At 42.7% G+C, this 24,116-nt stretch carries 19 protein-coding genes; 14 read left to right on the forward strand and 5 right to left on the reverse strand.

The annotated features are described in order from the left end of the window. Positions 1-16: 16 nt before the first annotated feature. The 10 genes from AC1DQW_RS13930 to eutC all read left to right on the forward strand — a co-directional run bounded on the left by AC1DQW_RS13930 (position 17) and on the right by eutC (position 12,672). Positions 17-832, forward strand: coding sequence for a hypothetical protein (locus AC1DQW_RS13930; protein ID WP_477454630.1), 816 nt, complete (start codon positions 17-19; stop codon positions 830-832). A 96-nt stretch (positions 833-928) separates the two neighbouring features. Then, positions 929-2,038 carry a hypothetical protein gene (locus AC1DQW_RS13935; RefSeq protein ID WP_477454631.1) on the forward strand — a complete coding sequence of 370 codons (1,110 nt, stop codon included), beginning with the start codon at positions 929-931 and terminating at the stop codon, positions 2,036-2,038. 98 nt (positions 2,039-2,136) lie between these two features. Further along, complete coding sequence (locus tag AC1DQW_RS13940) at positions 2,137-2,601, forward strand: RidA family protein (protein WP_477404835.1); 465 nt, start codon at positions 2,137-2,139, stop codon at positions 2,599-2,601. A 161-nt stretch (positions 2,602-2,762) separates the two neighbouring features. Then, positions 2,763-3,875 (forward strand): D-TA family PLP-dependent enzyme, encoded by a 1,113-nt coding sequence (locus AC1DQW_RS13945; protein WP_477454632.1) that lies wholly within the window; start codon positions 2,763-2,765, stop codon positions 3,873-3,875. Positions 3,876-3,885: 10 nt separating this feature from the next. Next, complete coding sequence (locus AC1DQW_RS13950) at positions 3,886-4,956, forward strand: dipeptidase (protein ID WP_477454633.1); 1,071 nt, start codon at positions 3,886-3,888, stop codon at positions 4,954-4,956. A 304-nt stretch (positions 4,957-5,260) separates the two neighbouring features. Next, positions 5,261-7,867, forward strand: a complete 2,607-nt coding sequence (locus AC1DQW_RS13955; RefSeq protein WP_477454634.1) for an MGH1-like glycoside hydrolase domain-containing protein — start codon at positions 5,261-5,263, stop codon at positions 7,865-7,867. Between the two features lie 135 nt (positions 7,868-8,002). After that, positions 8,003-8,935 carry a sugar phosphate isomerase/epimerase family protein gene (locus tag AC1DQW_RS13960; protein ID WP_477454635.1) on the forward strand — a complete coding sequence of 311 codons (933 nt, stop codon included), beginning with the start codon at positions 8,003-8,005 and terminating at the stop codon, positions 8,933-8,935. Between the two features lie 149 nt (positions 8,936-9,084). Continuing rightward, entirely contained in the window at positions 9,085-10,431 is a 1,347-nt protein-coding gene (eat, locus tag AC1DQW_RS13965; protein ID WP_477454636.1) for an ethanolamine permease, read from the forward strand. Positions 10,432-10,489: 58 nt separating this feature from the next. Next, positions 10,490-11,866, forward strand: a complete 1,377-nt coding sequence (locus tag AC1DQW_RS13970) for an ethanolamine ammonia-lyase subunit EutB (protein WP_477454637.1) — start codon at positions 10,490-10,492, stop codon at positions 11,864-11,866. A 53-nt stretch (positions 11,867-11,919) separates the two neighbouring features. Beyond that, positions 11,920-12,672, forward strand: coding sequence for an ethanolamine ammonia-lyase subunit EutC (eutC, locus tag AC1DQW_RS13975; RefSeq protein ID WP_477454638.1), 753 nt, complete (start codon positions 11,920-11,922; stop codon positions 12,670-12,672). Positions 12,673-12,732: 60 nt separating this feature from the next. Here eutC and AC1DQW_RS13980 read toward each other — a convergent pair whose 3' ends face one another. The 5 genes from AC1DQW_RS13980 to AC1DQW_RS14000 form a co-directional block, all read right to left on the reverse strand. Continuing rightward, positions 12,733-13,257, reverse strand: a complete 525-nt coding sequence (locus AC1DQW_RS13980) for a DUF4251 domain-containing protein (RefSeq protein WP_477454639.1) — start codon at positions 13,255-13,257, stop codon at positions 12,733-12,735. Between the two features lie 126 nt (positions 13,258-13,383). Further along, entirely contained in the window at positions 13,384-15,267 is a 1,884-nt protein-coding gene (htpG, locus tag AC1DQW_RS13985; protein ID WP_477454640.1) for a molecular chaperone HtpG, read from the reverse strand. A 268-nt stretch (positions 15,268-15,535) separates the two neighbouring features. Beyond that, entirely contained in the window at positions 15,536-16,111 is a 576-nt protein-coding gene (locus tag AC1DQW_RS13990) for an NADPH-dependent FMN reductase (RefSeq protein ID WP_477454641.1), read from the reverse strand. A gap of 81 nt (positions 16,112-16,192) precedes the next feature. Next, complete coding sequence (locus AC1DQW_RS13995) at positions 16,193-17,542, reverse strand: sensor histidine kinase (protein WP_477454642.1); 1,350 nt, start codon at positions 17,540-17,542, stop codon at positions 16,193-16,195. Next, on the reverse strand, positions 17,532-18,890 hold the full coding sequence (locus tag AC1DQW_RS14000; RefSeq protein WP_477454643.1) for a sigma-54-dependent transcriptional regulator: 1,359 nt from the start codon (positions 18,888-18,890) through the stop codon (positions 17,532-17,534). The genes AC1DQW_RS13995 and AC1DQW_RS14000 overlap by 11 nt, the downstream gene beginning before the upstream one ends. A 432-nt stretch (positions 18,891-19,322) precedes the next feature. Here AC1DQW_RS14000 and AC1DQW_RS14005 point away from each other — a divergent pair, with 432 nt between their 5' ends. From AC1DQW_RS14005 to AC1DQW_RS14020, 4 genes are all read left to right on the forward strand, one after another. Next, positions 19,323-20,579 carry an efflux RND transporter periplasmic adaptor subunit gene (locus tag AC1DQW_RS14005; protein WP_477454644.1) on the forward strand — a complete coding sequence of 419 codons (1,257 nt, stop codon included), beginning with the start codon at positions 19,323-19,325 and terminating at the stop codon, positions 20,577-20,579. Between the two features lie 141 nt (positions 20,580-20,720). Next, entirely contained in the window at positions 20,721-21,398 is a 678-nt protein-coding gene (locus tag AC1DQW_RS14010) for an ABC transporter ATP-binding protein (RefSeq protein WP_477403722.1), read from the forward strand. 237 nt (positions 21,399-21,635) lie between these two features. Continuing rightward, positions 21,636-23,990, forward strand: a complete 2,355-nt coding sequence (locus tag AC1DQW_RS14015; protein ID WP_477454645.1) for an ABC transporter permease — start codon at positions 21,636-21,638, stop codon at positions 23,988-23,990. Continuing rightward, positions 23,983-24,108: a hypothetical protein gene (locus AC1DQW_RS14020; RefSeq protein WP_477454646.1), complete on the forward strand. Its 126-nt coding sequence runs from the start codon at positions 23,983-23,985 to the stop codon at positions 24,106-24,108. Before AC1DQW_RS14015 ends, AC1DQW_RS14020 begins: the two co-directional genes overlap by 8 nt. Positions 24,109-24,116: the final 8 nt, after the last annotated feature.

Here is a 24,116-nt window from a genome sequence, read left to right on the forward strand (position 1 = left end):
CAAATAAGCTATAAAAATGTCACGTTTAATTACCGGTCAAAAAATATACTACACGCTTCGCTTTGCCTGTGCCATGTGTTTTATAGGGCATGGCGCATTTGGAATAATAACCAAGCAAATATGGTGCAATTACTTTGCGGTTGTAGGGATAGGTCATGATATGTCATATACACTAATGCCTTATGTGGGTACGGTTGATATATTGTTTGGATTATCCCTGTTGGTTTACCCGATACGTGCTGTAGCCGGATGGCTGGTGGTATGGGGTTTAATAACTGCATCTATGCGCCCGTTATCTGGCGAACCATTTGCCGAATTAATTGAACGCGCCGGCAATTTTGGTGCCCCGTTTGTGCTGCTGCTTTTACAGGGCGGCTTTAAAATGCCTTTGAAGAAATGGTTTAGCCGTATGGACGATCATGTAAGCCTGGATGCACCTGCCCTAAAAACAGTAATAAATTTTTTAAAAGTATTCGCGTTTTTGTTACTGCTTGGTCACGGTTGGCTAAACCTGGTCCACAAAGCTGGCCTCCTCAATCAATATCATTCTTTAGGGTTTAATGATCCGGGTAAAACAGCACAAATGGTAGGCTTATTTGAAATTGTAGCAGCCTTTTTGGTACTCATCCGCCCATTTGCCAACATTCTTTTGGTATTGGTCGCCTGGAAAATAGCAAGCGAGCTTTTTTATCCCAAATATGAAATGTTTGAGTGGATAGAACGTGGCGGCAGTTATGGAGTACTGCTATCCTTGTGGTTCGCGGTTAAAAAAGCACCCTCCAGTTTATTGGCATTGCCTTTTAAAAACAAATCTCATCTAAATATAAATTAATCAACATAAAAATCCTGTAAAAACAGGTTTAAGCAGGGTTTAAGCACCCGGCTTTGTCCTTTTATTATTTAAACATTGTAAACACTTTAAAATTCTATGAACCTATTTTTAAAATCTATTTGCGCAATTGCGTTTCTTGTACTTCTTAATTACACCAATGTAAATGCACAAGGCTGCGTAGCCATCAGGAGCACCGGCGGTTTATGTACTATGGACGAACACCCCGATAGCGCCAGTGCAGCCGAAGGAAGCTGGCTGCTGAACAGTAATAGCCGCTATTTCAGATCGTACAAACATTTTGTGGGTACTAAAGAGCAAAAACAACGTATTGCGTTGGGTACAAACGTTATTAATCATTCTTATACGCAAGATCTAACCCTTACCCGCATCTTTAACAACCGCTGGTCGTTTGCTATTGATGTTCCCATTGTTGATAATGCCCGTTCATCGTTATATGAGCACGGTGGTAAAGAGCGCTTAAGCACTCATTCATTTGGCTTAGGCGATATACGTTTAACTGCATATGCGTGGTTACTAAACCCGGCAAAAGCCCGTAGGGGAAATATACAGGTAGGTTTGGGTTTAAAACTGGCTACCGGCACCTATAACTACCAGGATTATTTTTATCACCAGGGCGGTACAGCCGATAACAAAGTGCTTGGCCCGGTTGATCAATCTATCCAATTAGGAGATGGCGGTACAGGCATAACTACCGAAATTAATACCTATTACAACTTTACCAACAAGCTTGGTGTATATGGTGGTTTTTATTACCTGATTAGCCCAAGAGAACAAAATGGTGTTTCATCTGCACGTGGCGGTACCCCAAGCGCTAAAGCGGTTGCCAATGGCAGCGATGTAATGAGCGTACCCGACCAGATAATGCTAAGAGCCGGTGCCAGCTATGGCTTAGGCAAATTTAATTTTTCGGCTGGTGTGCGTTACGAGTGCTTACCGGTGAAAGATCTTGTAGGAGGCAGCAATGGTTTCAGAAGAACAGGTTACATTATATCTGCCGAACCAGGCGTTACCTATCGTTTAAAATCGTTTTCAATTTATGCATTTGTACCAGTTGCTTTAAAACGCGACCGTACACAAAGTGTTCCTGACAAAATTTCAACAAGACTTACAGGAACATATACACAAGGCGATGCGGCCTTTGCCGATTACGCTGTAAACGTTGGATTAACATATAGATTTAAATAGAGAGTTGATTTTATGATTTAAGGAGAAGCCGGGCGTGAGATACCCGGCTTTTTTGTTTTTTGTAATACTATTTTGTTAAAAAACTATAGTTTTACGGTATGAACACTCCCGAAGAAAACTTTGCGGCACTGGGTTTAAACCTGCCGCCGGCACCAAAACCTCTTGGTGTTTACAAACCTTGTTTAGTTGATGGCAAATACCTTTACCTGTCTGGTCATGGAACGGTACAGGATGATGGAACGCTAATTATTGGCCGTATTGGTGAGACCATTAATATGGAAGATGGTAAGCTGGCCGCACGTCAGGTAGGTTTAGCTATGCTGGCCACTATAAAAGCCAATATTGGTAGCTTGGATAAAGTTAAAAGAGTGATAAAAGTATTGGGTATGGTTAACTGCACACCCGATTTTGAAAAACACCCATTCATCATAAACGGAGCAAGCGAACTTTTTGCCAAAATATGGGGAGAAGAGAACGGTATAGGCGTTCGCAGCGCGGTAGGGATGGGGTCGTTACCTGATAATATTCCCGTTGAAATTGAAGCCTTGTTTGAGCTGGCTTAGTGAGTGGTGAGTGGTGAGTGGTGAGTGGTGAGTGGTGAGTGGTGAGTGGTGAGTGGTGAGTGGTGAGTGGTGAGTGGTGAGTGGTGAGTAAAATTGCCATACAAGTTATTCAAAATTCTGAAAATTCTTTAATTCGTTTAATTCCGGTTCAGACAAATTCGATGGCTCAAAACTGGTTCACGATAAATAATATCGACAAGCTTGATACGCCGGCGCTGGTGGTTTATCCGGATAGGGTAAAGGCAAACATCGATCTGCTTAAAACCATGATCGACGATGTTACCCGTTTGCGTCCGCATGTAAAAACCTACAAAAACAAAGAGGTTACCCGGCTATTACTGGCTGCCGGGATTAAAAAGTTCAAATGCGCCACCATCGCCGAGGCCGAACTATTGGCATTGTGCAATGCCCCTGATGTATTGCTTGCCTATCAGCCGGTGGGGCCTAAACTTGATAGGTTTATTAAGCTGATACAAGAGTATCCGCAAACAAAATTTTCCTGCCTGGTTGATAATGATCTTGCTGCCGGTGAAATCTCCGAGGCTGCTAAACAACATGATCTTACGATCGATGTTTATATCGATCTGAATGTTGGGATGAACCGTACGGGCATTGCCCCAGGATTTGAAGCACTGCAATTGTATATGGACTGCAGTGTACTGCATGGGCTCAACCCTGTTGGCTTGCATGCTTATGATGGCCATATCCACGATATTGATATCGCTAAAAGAAAAGAACGTTGTGATGCTGGTTTTAAACCGGTTTTAAAACTGCAGCAAGACCTTAAAGCAAAGGATTATCCGGAACCGGTTATTGTGGCAGGTGGTTCGCCTACATTCACCATTCATTCCAAAAGAGACTTTGTAGAATGTAGTCCCGGAACTTTTGTTTATTGGGATAGAGGTTATGAAATTGGAATTCCCGATCAGCCATTTTTACCGGCTGTGCTGGTAATTGCAAGAGTGGTTTCCCTGCCCGATACTACTAAGCTTTGCCTGGATGTTGGCCACAAATCCGTATCTGCCGAAAATGAGTTAGGAAAACGGATCTACTTTTTAAACGCTGCCGAATTGGTGCCAACCGGCCAAAGTGAAGAGCATTTGGTAGTTGATGCTGGTAAAGACCACCACTATAAAATAGGAGATGTGCTATATGGTATTCCGCACCATGTTTGCCCAACCGTGGCTTTATATGAGCGTGCTTATACAATTGAAAATAATACACTTAGCGGTGAGTGGTTAAATGCTGCCCGCGACCGTAAGATCACTATCTGATAAATAATTTATGTTTGTAATTGATGCCCATTTAGACCTCAGCATGAATGCGCTGGAGTGGAACCGCGACCTTACCCGCCCGCTTGCCGAACTTAACCAGCGCGAAGAAGGCATGACAGATAAACCGGATAGGGCCAAAGCAGTAGTAACTTTACCTGAATTGCGTAAAGGCAACATTGGTTTGGTAGTAGCCACACAGATAGGGCGTTATGTTGCGCCTGGCAATCCCTTGCCCGGCTGGCATTCACCAGAACAGGCCTGGGCGCAAACACAGGGACAGGTGGCCTGGTATAAGGCCATGGAAGATGCCGGTGAAATGGTGCAGGTGAATGACCTGGCATCGTTAGAAAAACATTTGTCGTTTTGGAATGATGGCCGGTCAACAGAAAATAAAGCAATTGGTTATATCCTGAGTTTAGAAGGGGCTGATTCTATAGTAACGATACAACACCTGGAACGTGCTTATAATTATGGTTTACGTGCGGTTGGCCCGGCTCATTACGGTCCGGGCAGGTATGCACAGGGTACCGATGCCACTGGCTACATGGGGCCCAAAGGGCATGAGCTTTTAAAGGAAATGGAACGGCTGAACATTATACTTGATGCTACCCATTTATGTGATGATAGCTTTTGGGAAGCGCTTGAGCATTTTAACGGCCATGTTTGGGCCAGTCATAATAATTGCAGGGCGTTGGTGAACCATAACCGCCAGTACAGCGATGAGATGATAAAGGCATTGGTAGACCGGGGCGCGGTTATCGGTGCAGCTTTGGATGCCTGGATGATGGTGCCGGGATGGGTAAGGGGAGTATCCACACCAAAAGGAATGAACTGTAGCATGGAAGTAATGGTTGACCATATCGACCATATTTGCCAGGTAGCCGGAAATGCACTGCACGTAGGTGTGGGTACCGATTTGGATGGAGCCTTTGGTCGGGAGCAATGCCCTTATGACCTGGAAACCATTGCCGATCTTCAAAAAGTACCGCATCTTCTAAAAAAACGTGGTTATACAGATGCGGATATTGAGAATATGATGCACGGTAACTGGTTAAGATTTTTGAGGAAGGCCTGGGCATAAATAACAATAAAATTAGTTTTCGGCAAAGTGCTGATAGCCAGCTGGAAAGGTGTTCCATCGCAATTATTTTAACAGCTGTACGACAAGTTGTGTCGTACAGAAAGTGTTTTTAATTATAGATAAGTACTTAACATCCAGTTGGTTGATGTGTTTTTTTGGGGTGTTCCCGGAAAATAACTGCTTGTAGTTCCCTCTTCAAACGGAACACTTTGAACCATTAGTTATTAACTGTGTGTTCTTCACCCTTGTGTAAAACATCTCCTACGATTCTGTTAATTATTGTAAATAAGCCAACTTTGCGCCAATGAACGCAGAACAAGCAAGGTTAAAGGATACAAGCTGGAAAAAATGGGGGCCTTATGTAAGTGATCGCCAATGGGGAACAGTACGGGAGGATTACAGCGCTAACGGCGATGCCTGGAATTATATAACCCATGATATGGCCCGCAGTAAAGCCTATCGCTGGGGCGAAGAGGGCATTGCCGGAATCTCTGACAGGCAACAAAACCTGTGTTTTGCCATCGCGCTCTGGAATAAAAAAGACCCAATCATTAAAGAACGTTACTTTGGCCTCAGTAATCCCGAAGGTAACCATGGAGAGGATGTAAAGGAACTATATTATTACCTGGATAGTACACCTACACATTCGTACATGAAAACGCTGTACAAGTATCCGCAAAATGAGTTTCCGTATGCCTTGCTGGTTGATGAAAATAAGCGCCGCAGCCGTAATGATCCTGAATTTGAATTGATTGATACCGGTATTTTTGATAAGGACGAATACTTTGATGTTTTTACCGAGTATGCCAAAAACGCCCAGGACGATATCCTGGTCAGGATCACTGTACATAACCGGGGAGCTGCCGATGCCGTACTTAATGTAATGCCCACCTTGTGGTTCCGCAATACCTGGAGCTGGGGTTATGATGACTACAAGCCGTACATTACCGCACACGGCAAGGGCGTAACCGAAGTTTTTCATAAAGACCTTGGGCAGCTTTGGCTGCATACGGAAGGTAATCCCGAAGTTTTGTTCTGCGATAATGAAACCAATATGGGGCGCCTATACAAGTTTGATAGTGGACATACATACCATAAAGATGGCATAAACGATCATATTGTACATAAAGCAGATACCATTAATCTTAAAAATACAGGCACAAAGGCGGCTGTAAATTATGATATCTGCGTTGCAGCCAGGCAAAGTGTAACTATCAGGCTAAGGCTTTCGCCGGATGCCAATTATAGCTTTGAAGATTTCGACCAGGTTTTTAATACCCGCAAAACGGAGACCGATCAGTTCTATAATGATATTTACAGTAATAAAAAGGATGCCGATAGATGCCTCATTCAGCGCCAGGCGTTTGCGGGTATGCTTTGGAACAAACAATTCTATTACTCGGATATCCGCCAATGGCTAAATGGCGATCCTTCACAGCCCGAACCTCCTGCCAACAGGGAAAATGCCCGTAACCATAAGTGGAAACACCTTAATACCAAAGATGTAATATCCATGCCCGATAAATGGGAATATCCCTGGTTTGCAGCCTGGGATCTTGCCTTTCATTGTTTGCCCTTGGCTACTATTGATATGGCTTTTGCAAAGAACCAGCTTGTTTTACTTACCCGCGACTGGTATATGCACCCAAACGGACAGTTACCCGCCTATGAATGGGATTTTGGTGATGTGAACCCGCCGGTACATGCTATGGCAACCTGGAAAATATATACAACCGATAAATTAGCCAACAATGGCAAAGGTGATACGTATTTCCTGGAGAGGATCTTCCATAAGCTGATGCTCAATTTTACGTGGTGGGTAAACCGTAAGGATGTCTCTGGTAATAATATTTTTGAGGGCGGTTTTTTGGGGATGGATAATATTGGCGTGTTCGACAGGAATACGCAACTGCCGTCTGGCCAGCACCTGGAGCAGGCAGATGGTACCAGTTGGATGGCCATGTACTCGCTTAATTTGCTGCGCATAGCTGCCGAACTCGCAGAAACCGATAGGGCATACGAAGATATCGCCTCTAAGTTTTTTGAGCATTTTATCTATATAGTTGAAGCGATGTCAAACCTCGGCGAAAACAATGAAGGCCTTTGGGATGATGACGACGGCTTTTTTTATGATCAAATCAGGTTCCCGGATGATGGATCGATCAAAATGAAGGTTAGAAGCATAGTGGGGCTGATCCCGCTATTCGCAACCGAGGTTTTGGAGGAAGCCGATATTACTGATAGCCCGATATTTAAAGAGCGACTGAGATGGTTTGCTGAAAAGCGACCAGACCTTGCATCACTGGTTTCCCGCTGGAACGAAAAAAACCGCGACGGCAGGCACCTTATTAGTTTGCTGCGTGGTTATCGTATGAAATCATTGCTGAAGTATATGCTTGATGAAAAGGAATTTTTAAGTGATTACGGCATTCGCTCATTGTCAAAATACCACCAGGAACATCCATTTAAAGTGGCAGTTAACGGAGTTGACTTCGGCATAGGTTATACTCCTGCCGAAAGTGATAGTGGCCTTTTTGGCGGTAATAGCAACTGGCGTGGTCCTATCTGGATGCCCATAAACTATTTAATCATTGATAGTTTACACCGCTTTCATCAATATTATGGCGACGATTTTAAAGTGGAGTGCCCAACCGGATCCGGTAATTTCATGAACCTTGCCGAGGTTGCTAATGAACTATACCTGCGGGTATCCAAATTGTTTTTACGGGATGAAAAGGGCAATCGTCCACTGTTTGGTACCAATCAAAAAATGCAAACAGATCCTAACTTTAAAGATTACATACTTTTCTATGAGTTTTTTGATGGCGACAATGGTCGTGGCGCGGGCGCATCCCATCAAACGGGGTGGACGGGTTTAATTGCCAATTGTTTGCAGAGTAGTAGTACATAAGCAAGTTCAGGATGATCATGTATGTTTGAAAACTCTCCATTAGGCTTAATTGTGTAAAAAAGACACAATAAGTTTTAATTTGCCGATTTTTATTATTTAGATTTACTGTACCACATTAAAACTAAAATTATCAGCATGAATTACAACAGGAGAAAATTTATTCAAAGCACTGGTGCATTGGTGCTTGGCGGCATGGCCTTATCAGGAAAAGCAGCTGCTTTATTAAGTAATATGGCAAGCCCGCATGCGGTAGGCTTGCAGCTATACACATTCTTTGGCGTTATAGATGAAGATGTAAAAGGTACACTTACTAAAATAGCAGCGCTCGGCTTTAAAGACATGGAATCGGCATTCAGCAAAAAAGGCGGTTACTATGGCATGAGCCCAAAGGAATTTAAGGCTATGGTGAATGACCTTGGTATGAACTGGACCTCGCACCATGTGTTAGGCGCGCCGTTCAAACTTCCTCCCGGAGCAAAAATGCCTGCAGGTGCCGATGGTAAGCCAATGGTTATTCCTCCAATGAAAAACCTGCGCGATAATATGCAGGAGCTGGTTGACGATGCTGCTGCCGGGGGGATCAAATACCTGGTATGTGCCAATTCGCCAACAGCTACGCTGGAAGAGGTCAAATCTACGATTGAAGTGTTAAATAAAACAGGAGAGGCTGCCAAAAAGGTAGGGATTCAATTCGCGTACCATAACCACAATATGGAGTTTCATCCGGTTGACGGTAAAGTACCATATGACCTGTTACTCAGTGAAACCGACCCGCAAAATGTAAAAATGGAGCTCGACCTGGCATGGGCAATTAAAGGGGGTAAAAATCCGGTCGAAATGTTTAAGCAGCACCCTGGTCGTTTCCCGCTTTGGCATGTAAAAGATCTGGATGCCGCTCGTGAAAATGTATTGCCCGTAGGTAGTGGCACCATAGATTTTAAACCCATTTTTGCCGCGGCAAAATCTTCAGGTATGCAGCACTTTTTTATTGAGCACGATATGCCAAAAGATGCATTGGCCAGTATTACCAGCAGTATTGGATATTTAAAAAATACTTTGAAGGTATAACGGCACTATCTAACCCTCCCCGAATGGGGAGGGCATTTTTTGATTTTTAGTGTATATTCACTACTTAACAATTCTATAACGTACGCCAATTTTGATTTGAGCTGACCTTTAAGTATCTTAAGGCGGCAAATCAAAACACTAAAAAGCGTATGGCAACAACCCCGACAGATCACTTAAAAAGAGTTTTAAAACCCATTCACCTTTGGGCAATTGCTGTTGGCCTGGTAATTTCAGGCGAATATTTTGGCTGGAACCTGGGCTGGGCTGTATCGGGTACTGTTGGGCTTTTGATAGCCACTTTGGTTATTACTGTGATGTATATCACCTTCATTTTCAGTTATACAGAGCTTACAACTTCAATTCCTCACGCTGGCGGAGCTTTTGCCTACGCATACAGAGCTATGGGGCCATTCGGTGGATTAATTGCCGGTTATGCAACTCTCGTCGATTTTTTGGTAGCCACACCGGCAATTGCAGTGGCACTTGGCACATATCTGCATTTCCTGAATAATGATATTCCGGTTTTGCATACGGCTATGTTCTTTAATGTTATTTTTATTATTCTCAATGCCTATGGAGTAAAGGAATCAGCCACTTTTTCCATCTTCATTACCCTGTTGGCAGTTGCGGAACTGCTGCTTTATATGGGAGTTGTTACTCCGCATTTTAAAATGGCTACTTACCTAACAGATCCTATGCCTTTTGGGTGGAGCGGTGTTTTTGCTGCTTTACCCTTCGCTGTTTGGTTTTATTTGGCCATTGAGGGTGTGGCTATGGTGGCCGAAGAAGTTAAAGACCCCAAAAAGAATATTCCAAGAGGTTATATTTCGGCAATAGCTACTTTGGTGTTTTTAGCATTGGGAGTTATGATCCTTACAGGAGGTGTAACGGACTGGCACAAACTGCAAAGCCTTGATTATCCCTTACCAGAAGCCATAGGAATTGTACTGGGCAAAGGAAACGGATTGACCAAAATATTTGCAAGTATTGGTTTGTTTGGCCTGATTGCCTCTCTGCATGGTATCATCCTTGCCTCATCAAGGCAGATATTTGCTATGGCGAGAAGTGGTTATTTACCTCGCCGACTGGCAAGTATAAACCATCGCTTTAAAACGCCACATTGGGCGCTTGTTGTTGGCGGGATAGTGAGCTCCATTTTTATCTATAAATTTAAAACAGACCAAATCATTATGCTATCGGTACTTGGGGCGGTAGTAATGTATATGATGAGCATGATAAGTCTGTTTATCTTGCGAAAAAAGGAACCTAACCTGGATAGGCCTTTTGCGGCGCCTTATTACCCTGTTTTCCCGGCCATTGCACTTGTTATTTGCGTAATATGTTTGTTTGCTACCATTTATTTTAATGGGGAGATGAGCCTTATATTTTTTGCCGGCTTAGCCATAGTAATTTTAGTTTTTATGCTGATGGGTAAACATAAAGTTGCCCTTACAGATGAAATGATGGCCGCCCCTGTATTTACCGAAGCCGGGTAGGGCCAATTCATTGGCAATACAATGAATTTATCAAACAATTGAACTAATGAACCAATAAATGCCCTATCGACACACTATACGTAACAAAGTTTATAAGTTTCATGATCTGAAAACTTTGCTGGGCAAAGCCTCGCCATACCGATCGGGAGATGAGCTGGCAGGAGTATGTGCAGGTAGTTATGAGGAACGGGTAGCTGCACAGATCACATTGGCTGATGTACCTTTGAAAGCTTTTTTGAATGAAGTGGTTGTGCCTTACGAACAGGATGAGGTGACACGCCTGATTATTGATAGCCATAATGTTATAGCTTTTAATCAAATAAGTCATTTAACTGTTGGTGAACTTCGCGACTGGCTTCTTAGCGATGAAACTGATACAACAACGCTAAATGATATATCAACCGGCCTAACACCCGAAATGGTGGCTGCTGTATCTAAACTGATGCGTAACCAGGATTTGATCGCGATAGCAAAAAAATGCGAGGTGGTTACCCGCTTTCGTAATACCATCGGGTTAAAAGGACATTTCAGTACACGTTTGCAACCTAATCATCCAACTGATGATCCTAAAGGAGTTGCTGCCAGTATTATCGACGGTTTACTATATGGTAGTGGTGATGCAACTATTGGCATTAATCCCGCTACTGATAGTCCGGCGGCGGTGAATAATTTGTTAAAGTTGATGGATAATATCAGGCACCAGTTTGAGATTCCCACACAAACATGTGTACTAAGCCACATTACTACTACTTTGCAATTGATAAATGAAGGGGCGCCGGTTGATCTCTGTTTTCAATCTATAGCCGGTACCGAAAAGGCTAATGCCAGCTTTGGTATCAACCTGGGATTGATAGAAGAAGCCTACCAGGCTACACTATCCCTCAATCGTGGAACTATTGGCAATAACGTAATGTACTTTGAAACGGGGCAGGGTAGCGCATTATCTGCGAATGCTAATTTCGGGGTAGATCAACAAACCTGCGAGGTAAGGGCTTATGCCGTAGCCCGCAAGTTTAAACCATTGTTGGTGAATACAGTAGTAGGCTTTATTGGCCCCGAATATTTATATGATGGCAAGCAGATTATCCGGGCCGCTTTAGAAGATCATTTTTGCGGAAAGTTGCTTGGTTTACCTATGGGGTGTGATGTTTGCTACACCAACCATGCTGAGGCCGACCAGGATGATATGGACAACCTGCTTACCCTGTTGGGTGTGGCTGGCTGCAATTTTGTAATGGGTATTCCCGGTGCCGATGATATTATGCTTAACTATCAATCAACATCATTTCATGATGCATTGTACTTGCGTAAAGCACTGGGACTTAAACCGGCTCCCGAGTTTGATCAATGGTTAATAAAACAAGGTATTGTTGATATTAAAGGCAATATGCTGCCGGTAAGTTCATCGCATGGTTTGCTTGGTGCAATGGTTTAATATTTAGACGAAAGCATAAAGCTAAAAGGTGATTGTGTCCTGGAAATTAGAAAATGAAAAGAAACCTCCCACACGAAATAGAACCATTAAAGGCGTTGCAGGAATTTACTGCTGCACGGATAGCTATCGGGCGGGTGGGTACAAGCATTCCGTTAAAGCAATCACTTGATTTTAAACTGGCCCATGCGCATGCCCGGGATGCAGTATATTCCGAATTGGATATCAATCAATTAAGTGAATCACTTAAGCAGTTTGAATCACCTGTTATCTGCCTGCACAGTCAGGTTACTGACCGGCGCCAATACTTACAGCGGCCTGACCTGGGCCGTAGGCTTAACGATGCTTCATCAGATCAATTAACGGATTATTTTGTTGATACCGATATAGCTATCATAATAGCTGATGGCCTTTCGGCGACTGCAATAAATGAAAATGCTATTGGTTTGTTAAAAGAACTTATACCCTTGCTATCTCAGAGCGCTTTTAAACTTGCCCCCATAAGCCTGGTAGAACAGGGCCGGGTTGCCATAGGTGATGATATTGGCTATAACCTGAACGCCCAATTATCGCTTGTGCTGATAGGCGAGCGTCCGGGCCTAAGCTCGGCGGATAGTTTGGGTGCATATCTTACCTACAAACCCAAACCCGGCCTCACCGATGAAGCCCGCAATTGTGTATCAAACATCCGCCCCAAAGGATTAACCTATAAAAAAGCCGCCCGAAAGATCTTTTACCTCATCAGCGAAGCATTTAAACGGAAGCTATCCGGCGTGGAATTGAAAGATAATGCGGGGTTGATAGGCTAAAGCCGAAAGCTCAAGGCAGAAAGCGCATTACAATATAAGGTAAAGCTTTCAACTTTTGGCTCATTTTTTCGCTGGCCTTTTCTCAATGGTACCGTTAAATGAGATAGGTTCGCGGTTACTACTGATCACCTGTAAAGAAGCATAACCATCTTCGCTTATTGTAAGATACATTGATTGAACATCCCGCCAATCACTGATGTTTTTATTTGTTGGTTTAATGGTTATAGCCCAGCCGCTTTTTTTTCCTGGTTTCATCGCATAGGTGAAATGCGTGTTGGTGAATTTGATGCCGCCCTCGATAGATCCGTATGGAGGGGCTGTATAAGCACGACCAAAATAAGGCAGATAAGCAATTATGGTATCCTTAGTAACTGTAAGATCATATTCTGAGGTTAATGACCGGCCACTGCCCCTTGAAGGGTTTACAAAGTTGGCATCAAAAACAAAGTTTTGAGATTCTATAAGGCCTTTTATTTCGGCAACGTGCGCAGCTTTTCTATCCTTCCGTGTATTTTGGGCACTAACCATATTGATGCCAATAAAAACAAAGGCAAGCAGTATAGCTATTTTATTTAGCGTTTTCATAATGAACAATTTAAGGTTAGACGGTAAAGGCTTATTCAGGTTTAATTTACATCAAATTTAAGTATTCTTTTAAACAAAAAAGCCACCCGTTTTGTGCGGATGGCTTTGAATTATTTTGCTTTAAAACTATATCAGGTTAACGCTGCGGTTCACAAACTCGGTAAGTTCGGCGCCGGTTAATAAGCCCTGTGAAAGCAAGGCAAGATCAAATGCCTGTTTTGACAATTGGGCCTGTACTTCCTCGTTTTCTTCCTGTAATATACGGCTGATCAGTTTATGGTTACCGTTTACAATTACCTTGTAATTATCGGGCATGTTGCCATAAAAGCCCATGCCGCCACCCATTGCAGCCATATCTTTCATGCGGCGCATAAACTCGTCCATAGTTACAGTAACAGGCAATTCTTCTGGGTTAAGGCTCTCTAAATGAACGTTATATGCAGGTTTATTAATGGATTTGTTGAAGATATCCTTTACCTTAGTTGACTGCTCTTCGCTTAGAACAGACTCCGGCGCTTCATCTTTTTTAATCAGTTTATCGGCAACGTCGGCATCAACACGTTTTAATGATGTTTTGTCTAATTTCTGCTCTAATTGACTGATAAAGTGGTTATCGATAGGCGAGTTCATCACCAATACATCATAATCCTTTTTATTGGCCGATTGGATAAATGAATCCTGTTTTGCCGGATCGTTGGTGTAAATGTAAACCAACTGCCCGTCTTTATCAGTTTGAAAAGCTTCAACTTTCTCTTTGTATTCGGGTAATGTAAAGTTCTCTTTTTTAGTGTTTGTCACCAAAACAAAGTCTTTAGCTTTATCGTAGAATTTGTCTTCGCTTACCATACCGTATTTTACAAACAGGCCAATGTCGGTCCATTTTTCTTCGTAGGCTTTGCGGTCGGCTTTAAACAGTTCTGCTAATTTGTCAGCCACTTTTTTGGTAACGTAGCTGTTAATTTTTTTAACATTACTGTCGGCTTGTAAAAAGCTTCTTGAAACGTTCAGCGGGATATCCGGTGAATCAATTACACCATGTAAAAGCATCAAAAATTCAGGAACAATGTCTTTTACCTCGTCGGTAATAAATACCTGGCGGCTGAATAATTTGATCTTGTTTTTTGAGATCTCGAAATCGTTTTTCAGTTTAGGGAAGTATAATACCCCTGTAAGATTAAACGGATAATCAACATTAAGGTGGATCCAGAATAATGGATCTTCGCTAAATGGATAAAGCTGTTTGTAAAAGTTAAGGTAATCTTCGTCTTTTAACTCAGATGGTGCTTTAGTCCAGATAGGGTTGGTATCATTGATGATGTTATCTGCCTCAACGTCAATGTATTTTGGTTTGCCTTCTTCATCAACACCATCTTCAACAGATTCGGTTTTAGTGCCAAATTTAATAGGCACAGGTAAAAACTTGCAGTATTTGTCAAGTATCTCCTGCAATTTGTATTTGCTCAGGAACTCTTCCGATTCGCTGTTGATATACAGGGTGATCTCGGTACCCCGTTCAGCCAATATACCTTCGCCAATCTCAAACTCGGTGCTGCCATCGCAAACCCAGTAAGCGGGCTCGGCACCTTCCTGGTATGACAGGGTTTGAATTTCAACCTTATCTGCAACCATAAAGGCCGAGTAAAAACCTAAACCAAAGCGACCGATGATCTCATTGGCATCTTTGGCTTCTTTAAATTTCTCCACAAACTCAGTAGCGCCCGAAAATGCTATCTGGTTAATGTATTTTTTGATCTCCTCGGCGGTCATACCCAAGCCATTATCGGATATGGTGATGGTTTTCTTTACCTCGTCAAATGCAATTTCAACGCGCAGGTCGCCAAGTTCGCCGTTGTATTGGCCTAAAGAGGCCAAGCGTTTAATTTTTTGGGTAGCATCTACAGCGTTTGATACCAGCTCGCGCAAAAATATCTCATTATCTGAGTAAAGAAATTTCTTAATTATCGGAAAAATGTTTTCGGTGTGGATTGAAATGCTGCCTTTCTCTTGCATAATATTGATATATGAATGGATTAATATTAATTTCTACCTGCAACCATCAATGCATGTTCCAAAGACTATGAAGTTGTCAAATTGGCAGAAAGAATTGCTCCGCTTTTAAAACCTTACCGGTAATTTCGATATAAAAATTATATAAAAAATATAAGTTTATGTAGAAAAGACAATATTTATCGAGAAAAACCGGGGAAATGTTAATAAATATTTTACCAAACGGGCCATCACCGCCGGGCGGGTGAAATTGACAGAGATCATAAAAATTTTAAACGTGATTTACCCTGTTCAAAAACACTTTTAAAACTTCATCCAACTTTTTTCTCAGATCCTCGTCGGCTACCTTATCCCCATCCATTTTCGACCTGATAAAAGAGACCACCAAATTAGCATCATCAATAACCCTGGCCGATAATGCACCTAAAGTAAGCCGTAACGATGCATGCGCATGCTCGCCGCCTAATGACGCTGTTATCAATGCCACCGGCTTATCTACAAGTGAACCACTCGATACCATCCAGTCCAGCATATTTTTTAACTGACCGGGTACGCCAAAAGCATATTCTGGTGTGCAAATGATAATGCCATCGACTCGCTTTAATAACTCTCTTAATTCAAAAACGGGTTCGGGCGGATAGTCGTCATCATTGCCAGGGTCAAAAGGAGGGATGAGGGCCAAATTGGTATAAATGCTGTATTCAACATCCGATGGTACCAAACCACCCAAATGTTTCAGGATATTATGATTTGTTGAACCCGAACGTAAGCTTCCCGGGATGGCAAGGATGGCCCCCCGACCCCCTGAAGGGGGAGCAAAAGCGCCTGGCTCAATTTGTTTTTCCACTAATAAAAAAGGCAATATCAAACTTCGTAAGTTTCAAAAAACATGCTAATCAAAAACTTCCCCCTTCAGGGCGTTGGAGCCTTAGGGCACAAACTGCAATATAAATGAAGATCCTTTACCCTCCGAAGATTGTACCTGGATATTCCCTTTATGCAATAACATGATCTGCTTACACAGGCTTAGCCCTATACCGCTGCCGGTTTTTTTGGTGCTGAAGAATGGAATAAAGATCTTATCTAATAGTTCGGGGGGCATGCCGAGGCCATTATCTGTAATTTTAACCAGTGTTTTGTTATTGTTTTGTACTTCGGCAGATAGGGTGATCCGGGGTTCTTCGCGGTCTTTTACAGCTTCTATGGCATTCACCAGCAGGTTGATCATAACTTGCTCAAGCAGGTTAATATCTGCTTCAATGGCAAGTGCCGGGTCGCGCATAATAATCACCAACTCAATGTTTTTCTTCTCCAGGGTAGGCCGCATCAGGCTGTTCAGGTTCTCGAACAGGTTACGTACCAGGATCTTTTCACGATCGAGTTTGGTGATCTTGTTTAGGCTGCGGTAGCTTTCTGTAAACTTCAGCAAGCCCTCGCTGCGGCGTTTAATGGTATCTATACCCAACTCCAGGTCTTCCAGTTCGCTGCTTTCTATACTATTGGCAATCTCGGGGCTTTGCAGGCGGTTCTTCAGGGTATCGGCCAGCGAAGAGATAGGAGCCACCGAGTTCATGATCTCATGGGTCATTACATTCAGTAATTTCGACCAGGCTTTTGATTCCGTTTCATCCAGCGCTTCGCTCACATTCTGAAACGCTATCAACTTGTAAAGCTTATCATCGCTGCGCATCAGGCTGGCCGTTATCAGTATTTTAACTAACTGCTGGTTGCGGCTGATGGTGATGATATTGCTTTCGCCGGGTTTTAACCTAATCAGTTCCTGGTAAAGCGCGGGCTCCCGTTTTTCGAGCGATTGAATGGTTTTTAAATAGGGGATACCCAGCAGTTTTTTAAAAGCCTCATTGATCCAGCTGATGCTGCCTGTTTCTTCTTCGTAAGATAAAATGCCTGTATCCACCAGCTCCAGGATCTTTTGCAGGTAATGATATTGCGTTTCGCGTTCGCGGCTGATAAGCTTAAAGGTGGTATTGATATCATTAAAGCCTTTGCGTAATGGTTTGAGTTCGTTTGGCGCCCGGCGTACATCAAAATGGCGCGAGAAATCCCGATAATGGATGGATTCTACAAACTGGTTGACCTCGTCCTGAGCTTTTTTCTGGAAACGGATCATTTCTATTACCGCGTAAACTACCAAAGGGATAAATATAACCAGGTATAGCGGTTGGCCGGTAACCGTAACGTACGCCGCTGCGGCTAAGGCAATAAACATTAAAAATACACGCAGCAAAAGCCGCCACTCATAACGGTTAAATATCATATTTGCTTAATCTGCGGTATAAGGCTGTACGGGTTAATCCCAGTTCTTTGGCGGCCCGGGTTATGTTGCCATTATGTTTTTCTATCACTTTTAAAATGGCGTTTTTTTCCAGCGTGCTTAGCTGTATATTTTCATCATTGATACTGCTGTCTGTTGATGTTTCCAGTATAGAAAATATCAGGTCATCGGGCCTTAGTGTTTGTTCATCAGCCATAATAACAGCACGTTCAATGGTATATTGCAGTTCGCGTACATTGCCGGGGTAATTATATGATTTAAGCTTTATCAAAGCCGCGGCATCAAAATCCACGGCAGGTTTCAGATACTTGCTGGCATATTGTTTGGCAAAGTGCCTGGCCAGTATCACAATATCCTCACTGCGGCGGCGTAAAGGGGGCATGTTAATTTCCACCGTATTTATCCGGTAAATTAAATCCTTGCGGAAACGGCTCTCGTTAGCCAGCTCGTGCATGGGCACATTGGTAGCACAAATCAGCCTGATATCAATATCAATGGCCTTATTGGTTCCTAACCGGGTTACCTGCCTGTTTTGCAGTATAGTTAACAGTTTGGCCTGTTGTTGCAGACTTATGTTGCCTATCTCATCCAAAAACAAGGTGCCGCCCTGGGCATCCTCAAACCTGCCGGTGCGGTCTTCCCTGGCATCTGTAAACGCGCCTTTTTTATGCCCAAACAGTTCGCTCTCAAACAGGGTATCGGTTAAGGCGCCCACATCTACTTTTATAAAAGGTTTATCGGCCCGTAACGAACGCTCATGAATGGCCTTAGCCATCAAATCCTTACCTGTACCATTTTCTCCTAACAGTAAAATATTGGCATCTGTAGGGGCTATTTTGTTCACCTTATAAAAAATATCCTGCATCACGTCCGATTCGCCCAGTATAGAGGTATCTCCCGCGGTGCTTTTTACTGCTGCTTTGGTGGTTTTTACACCTCCTTCTTTCTTATCTAAAAGCTCTTTTATGGTGGCTATCAGTTTCTCGTTATGCCATGGTTTTACCACAAAATCATCAGCGCCTTCTTTTAATGAACGTACGGCCAGGTCAATATCGCCATAGGCTGTAATCATTATAACACATACATCTGGCTTCCAATCTTTCACTTTACGCAGCCAGTACAAACCTTCGTTGCCGGTGTTTATGGCGCTGTTAAAGTTCATATCCAGCAAAACCAGGTCTACCTCGTTGCGTTGCAGCAGCCAGTTCAGGTTTTCCGGGTTCTTCTCGGTTATCACTTCATTAGCCTGAGTTTTCAGCAGCAGCTTTACTGCGGTAAGTACATCCGGGTCATCATCAACAATAAGAATTGTAGCTTTTTTAAGTATCATTTGGTATAGTTCATAGTTAATGGTTCATTGATAGCAGCCGATAGTTTTTTGATGATGATTTATAGCAGACGCATAGTATTCAACAATTGTTACTAATTATACCGGCAACAAACGCTATACCATGAAGCATCATCTATGAACCATCAACCAAAGAAAACTTTGTGCAAATTAATAATTGAATGCTTAAAATTCACAGTATTATACAAATACAACTATTAAGGGGCTACCGGTTAAAAAAAGTAGTAATTTTAATTGTAACTAATATACGCGTTATGGGATATCCGCGCACTATTTTACTGTATCATTACCGTACACTTGATGTAACAGAAGCGTACGCCTTAAATCTGCAATAGGTATTTAATGTATTGAAATACAGTATTTTAATTTGTGGCATATCTTTTTGTAACCATTATTCAAAACATCATAATAACAGTGGACAGAAAAATTGAGAAAAAGACCTGGAACAGCAAACGAATACTAACTATAGCTGGTATTACAGGCATTATTTTATTAGTTGGGGGCAGTATTTATTTTACATCGGGTAAAAGCAAATTGGATGTTGATACCGAACGCATAACTGTAAGTACTATTACTAAAGGTCCATTTCAGGAGTTTATCCCGGTTAACGGTACAGTAATGCCATTAACCACTATTTTCCTTGATGCTACAGAGGGCGGTTTAGTGGAAGAGAAATATGTAGAAGACGGGGCGATGCTTAAAAAAGGTGATCCTATTTTAAAATTAAGCAATGTAGATGAAGAATTAAGCCTGGCCACCCAGGAGTCGCAGGTGTTTGCCGAGCAAACCCAAATGCAGATATCACATAACAATGCATCACAAGCCACCATTACCAAACTTAATACCATGGCCGATGTAGACAATGCTTTTAAAGAAGCCGAGCGGCTTTATAAATTAGATAAAAACCTTTACGAGCAAAAAGCAATTGGTTTACAGGAATATCAATCGGCTAAAAATATGTATGATTACCAGCTTAACCGCAGAAAGTTAGCTATACAAATATTGAAGCAGGATACCTCGCTTGTTAAACAGCAGGATCAACAGGCCCAGGAACACTATACCCAAATGAAGGCTGCCCTGGCCCTTATGCGTAAAAAAGTTGCAGGCCTTACTTTAAGGGCGCCTATTGATGGCCAGTTAACCTCCATGGATGCCGAAGTTGGCCAGAGCAAAAATAAAGGCGAACACCTGGGACAGATCGACGTACAATCGGGCTTTAAAGTGAGGGTTGATATTGATGAGCATTACCTGTCGCGCGTGTTTACAGGTCTGAAAGGCGATTTTCAATTTGCCGATAAAACATATTACCTGGTTATAAAAAAGGTGTTTACGCAGGTAAAAACAACCGGCAGTTTCCAGGTTGATATGCAATTTGTAGGTACCGTGCCTAAGGGCATCCGTAAAGGGCAAACGCTGCAGGTTAGGTTGGCACTTAGCGACGAAACTACAGCTGTATTGGTACCTAAAGGCGGTTTTTACCAGCAAACAGGCGGTAACTGGATATTTAAAGTGAGCGAAGACGGCAAACGTGCCTACAAGGTTAACATACAGCTTGGTCGCCAAAGCCCTGATTATTACGTGGTAACCGAAGGGTTAAATCCCGGCGATAAGGTAATTACCTCGAGCTATGAAACCTATGGCGATATCCAGGAACTGGTATTGAAGAAATAAGCCCCTCCCGGCCTCCCCTGAAGGGGAGGAGGTAAAAGAAGGCTGAATAAGAAAGAAATAATTAATTTTATAAACAGAGTATAAACAAAATCAAAAAAATCAAATCATCTAAACGAAAGGCGGATGATTTAGGAGGGGCAAATGATAAAAATTACTAATCTCGAAAAATTTTACCGCACAGAAGAGGTAGAGACCATAGCTTTAAATAAGCTATCAATTGAAATAGCGACCGGCGAGTTTGTGGCCATCATGGGGCCGTCTGGTTGTGGTAAGTCAACGTTGCTCAATATTTTAGGGATGCTTGATGATCCGGATGACGGCAGCTATGTTTTTAACGACATTGAAGTTGCGCATTTCACCGAGCGTAAACGTGCCGACCTGCGTAAGCACAACATCGGTTTCGTTTTCCAGAGCTTTAACCTTATTGATGAGCTAACCGTATTTGAAAACGTTGAATTACCGCTGATCTACACCGGTGTTCCTGCGGCTGAGCGTGTAAAAAGGGTAGAAGAGGTGTTAGATAAGATGCAGATCATGCACCGTCGTAATCACTATCCGCAGCAATTATCGGGTGGTCAGCAACAACGTGTGGCAATTGCCCGCGCCGTGGTTAACAAACCCAAACTGATCCTCGCGGATGAGCCTACAGGTAACTTGGATAGTACCAACGGTAACGATGTAATGGAACTGTTAACTGATTTGAACGAACAAGGTACAACCATCATCATGGTTACACACTCTGAGCATGATGCCCGTTACAGCCACCGCATTATCAGGTTGCTTGACGGACAGTCGGTTGTGGAGAATATAATGGTTTAAACAGCATATCGTCTACCCCGTAAGATAGTTTATATAAGTTAATTTTTTGTGCACGGCTCACCTCTCCGCAAGGGAGGGGTAAGCTTGTTTTATGCCTTCTTTTAAGGCGGTCATTAGTCATTGGACTTGTTTGATGGACTATTCCGGATGTTGATGGCCATAGCGTACGAATAAACCCCGCTTGCAAATCACGAATGACAGCGCAGCGGAATGACCAATGACTAATGACCAATTAACATGATAAAGAACTATTTCAAGATCGCCTGGAGAAACCTGGTCAGGAATAAGGGGTTCTCATTAACCAATATCCTGGGATTGACTATTGGTATGACCTGTTCTATCTTTATATTTTTATGGGTGAAGGATGAAGTCGCGTTTGATAAGTTTCACGCCAGCCATGACAATATTTATAAAATAATGGCCAACCGCGACTTTAAGAACAGCATATTCACCGATGAGAATATGGCTTTCCCATTGGCCAAGGCGTTGGAAACGGGTAACCCGCAGATAAAATATGCCGTGATGACCAGCCACCAGGAAACCCACATGGCGCAGTATGGTAATACCAAAATGATCAAAAAGGGTTACCAGGTAAGCGATCAGTTTTTTAAAATGTTTTCATGGAAGTTTATTAAGGGCGATTCCAAAACGCCTATTAGTGATCCTAAATCCATGGTGATAACCGAATCGGCTGCCAAAGCATTTTTCGGGAACGATGATCCCATTAATAAAGTAATCAAAATTGATAACCAGCAAAACTTTAAGGTAAGTGCAGTAATTGCCGACCCTCCAGGTAACTCCACCTTTCAGTTTGATTTTATAGCCCCGTTTGAATATACATCTGCAGGTAGCAAGGCCCGGATGCAACAGTGGTCAAATTCATCAGATTTTGTTTTTATACAAGCTACACCCGGCGCATCCCCCCAGGCGTTGGATAAGTATATAAACGATGTTAAGCATAAGAATGATAGCCACGATGAAATTAGCACCTATTATACCTTCGCCATGAATAAGTGGCACCTGTATGGCGAGTTTAAAGATGGTAAAAATATAGGCGGCATGATTGAATATGTAAAATTGTTCACTGTAATAGCAATTATTATTCTCCTGATTGCTTGTGTAAATTTCATGAACCTATCTACCGCCCGGTCTGAGAAACGCGCTAAAGAAGTAGGCATCCGTAAAACCTTAGGATCTGATAAAAAACAATTAATCATCCAGTTCTTTTTTGAGTCAATCATCCTCACCTGCATCGCCTTTGTATTTGCTATTGCATGTGTGTATATATTTATGCCTTTGTTTAATACATTGGTGAGCAAAAACCTTCACCTGGCTATTATTGATCCATTCTTTTTAACAGGTACGGTGGTTATCATCTTGTTTACGGGAATAGTAGCGGGCAGCTATCCTGCCTTATACCTGTCGTCATTTAACCCGGTTAAGGTACTGAAGGGGACATTTGCTGCCGGTAAAAGCGCGGTATTGCCAAGGCGCATCCTGGTAGTGGGGCAGTTTGTAATGTCGATATTACTCATCTCGGCTACCATTATCGTATACCAGCAAATTCAGCATATTAAAAACCGCAGCATAGGGTACAATCCCAATAACCTGCTGATGGTGCCATCATCAGAGGCTGTGGATAAAAATTACGTAGCTATTAAGCAGGAGTTATTTAATACCAATTTAGTTGGTGCTGTTACCCGTACATCGGCACCCATAACCGATGTTTGGTGGAAATCACCATCTCCCGATTATGATGGTAAGCCCGCCGGTAGTATTATATTCACTGGCTTAAGCACCGATGTTGATTTTACCAAAACCATGGGCACCAAAGTGTTGATGGGGCGCGATTTTACTGCCATGCCCGCCGATTCGGGGGTAATGCTGCTCAATAAGGCTGCTGTTGAGGCCATGAACCTTAAAAACCCCATCGGCATGCAAATGCGTTACGGGCCGCGTAAATATACCGTTGCCGGGGTGATAGAAAACATTGTGATGGAATCGCCATACAAGCCTGTAGAGCCTTTGATGGTTTATTATGATCCCAAAAGCTCAAGCCGGGTAAGTGTTCGTTTAAAAGATGGGGTGCAGCCACAAAAGGCTATCCAGGCTATCCAGGTCATCTTCAAAAAATACAACCCCGAAAATATATTTGAATACCAGTTTGTTGACCAGGAATTTGGTAAGAAATTTATTACCGAAGAGCTAATCAGCCGTATTACCAACATCTTTGCAGGTTTAGCCATTTTTATCTGCTGTATTGGCTTAGCCGGCCTGGCATCATTCACTATCGAAAAACGTTTCAGGGAAATAGGGGTACGTAAGGTATTGGGTGCTACGGTGCAACAATTACTAATGCTGATATCAACCGAGTTTTTAAAGCTGGTAATGGTCGCTTTTGCAATTGCTGTACCATTAACGTGGTGGTTTATGAGCAACTGGCTTCAAAAATACACCTACCACATCAGTATAAGTATCTGGTTGTTTGCAGTGGTTGGCGTAATTATACTGCTGCTAACATTAGCAGTGGTAAGCCTTAACACCCTGCGGGCAGCGTTGGCAAACCCGGTAAAAAGTTTAAGGAGTGAGTAGTTTGTTGGTTCACTGGTTCACTGGTTCATTGGTGGAAAGCGGCAGGATGGAACAATTGATGAACGCAAAAGTTAAAAAAACCATTGAACTTATCAACCAGACAAGACCAATGAACTAATGAACCAG

Source organism: Mucilaginibacter sp. P5_A4, assembly GCF_056400605.1.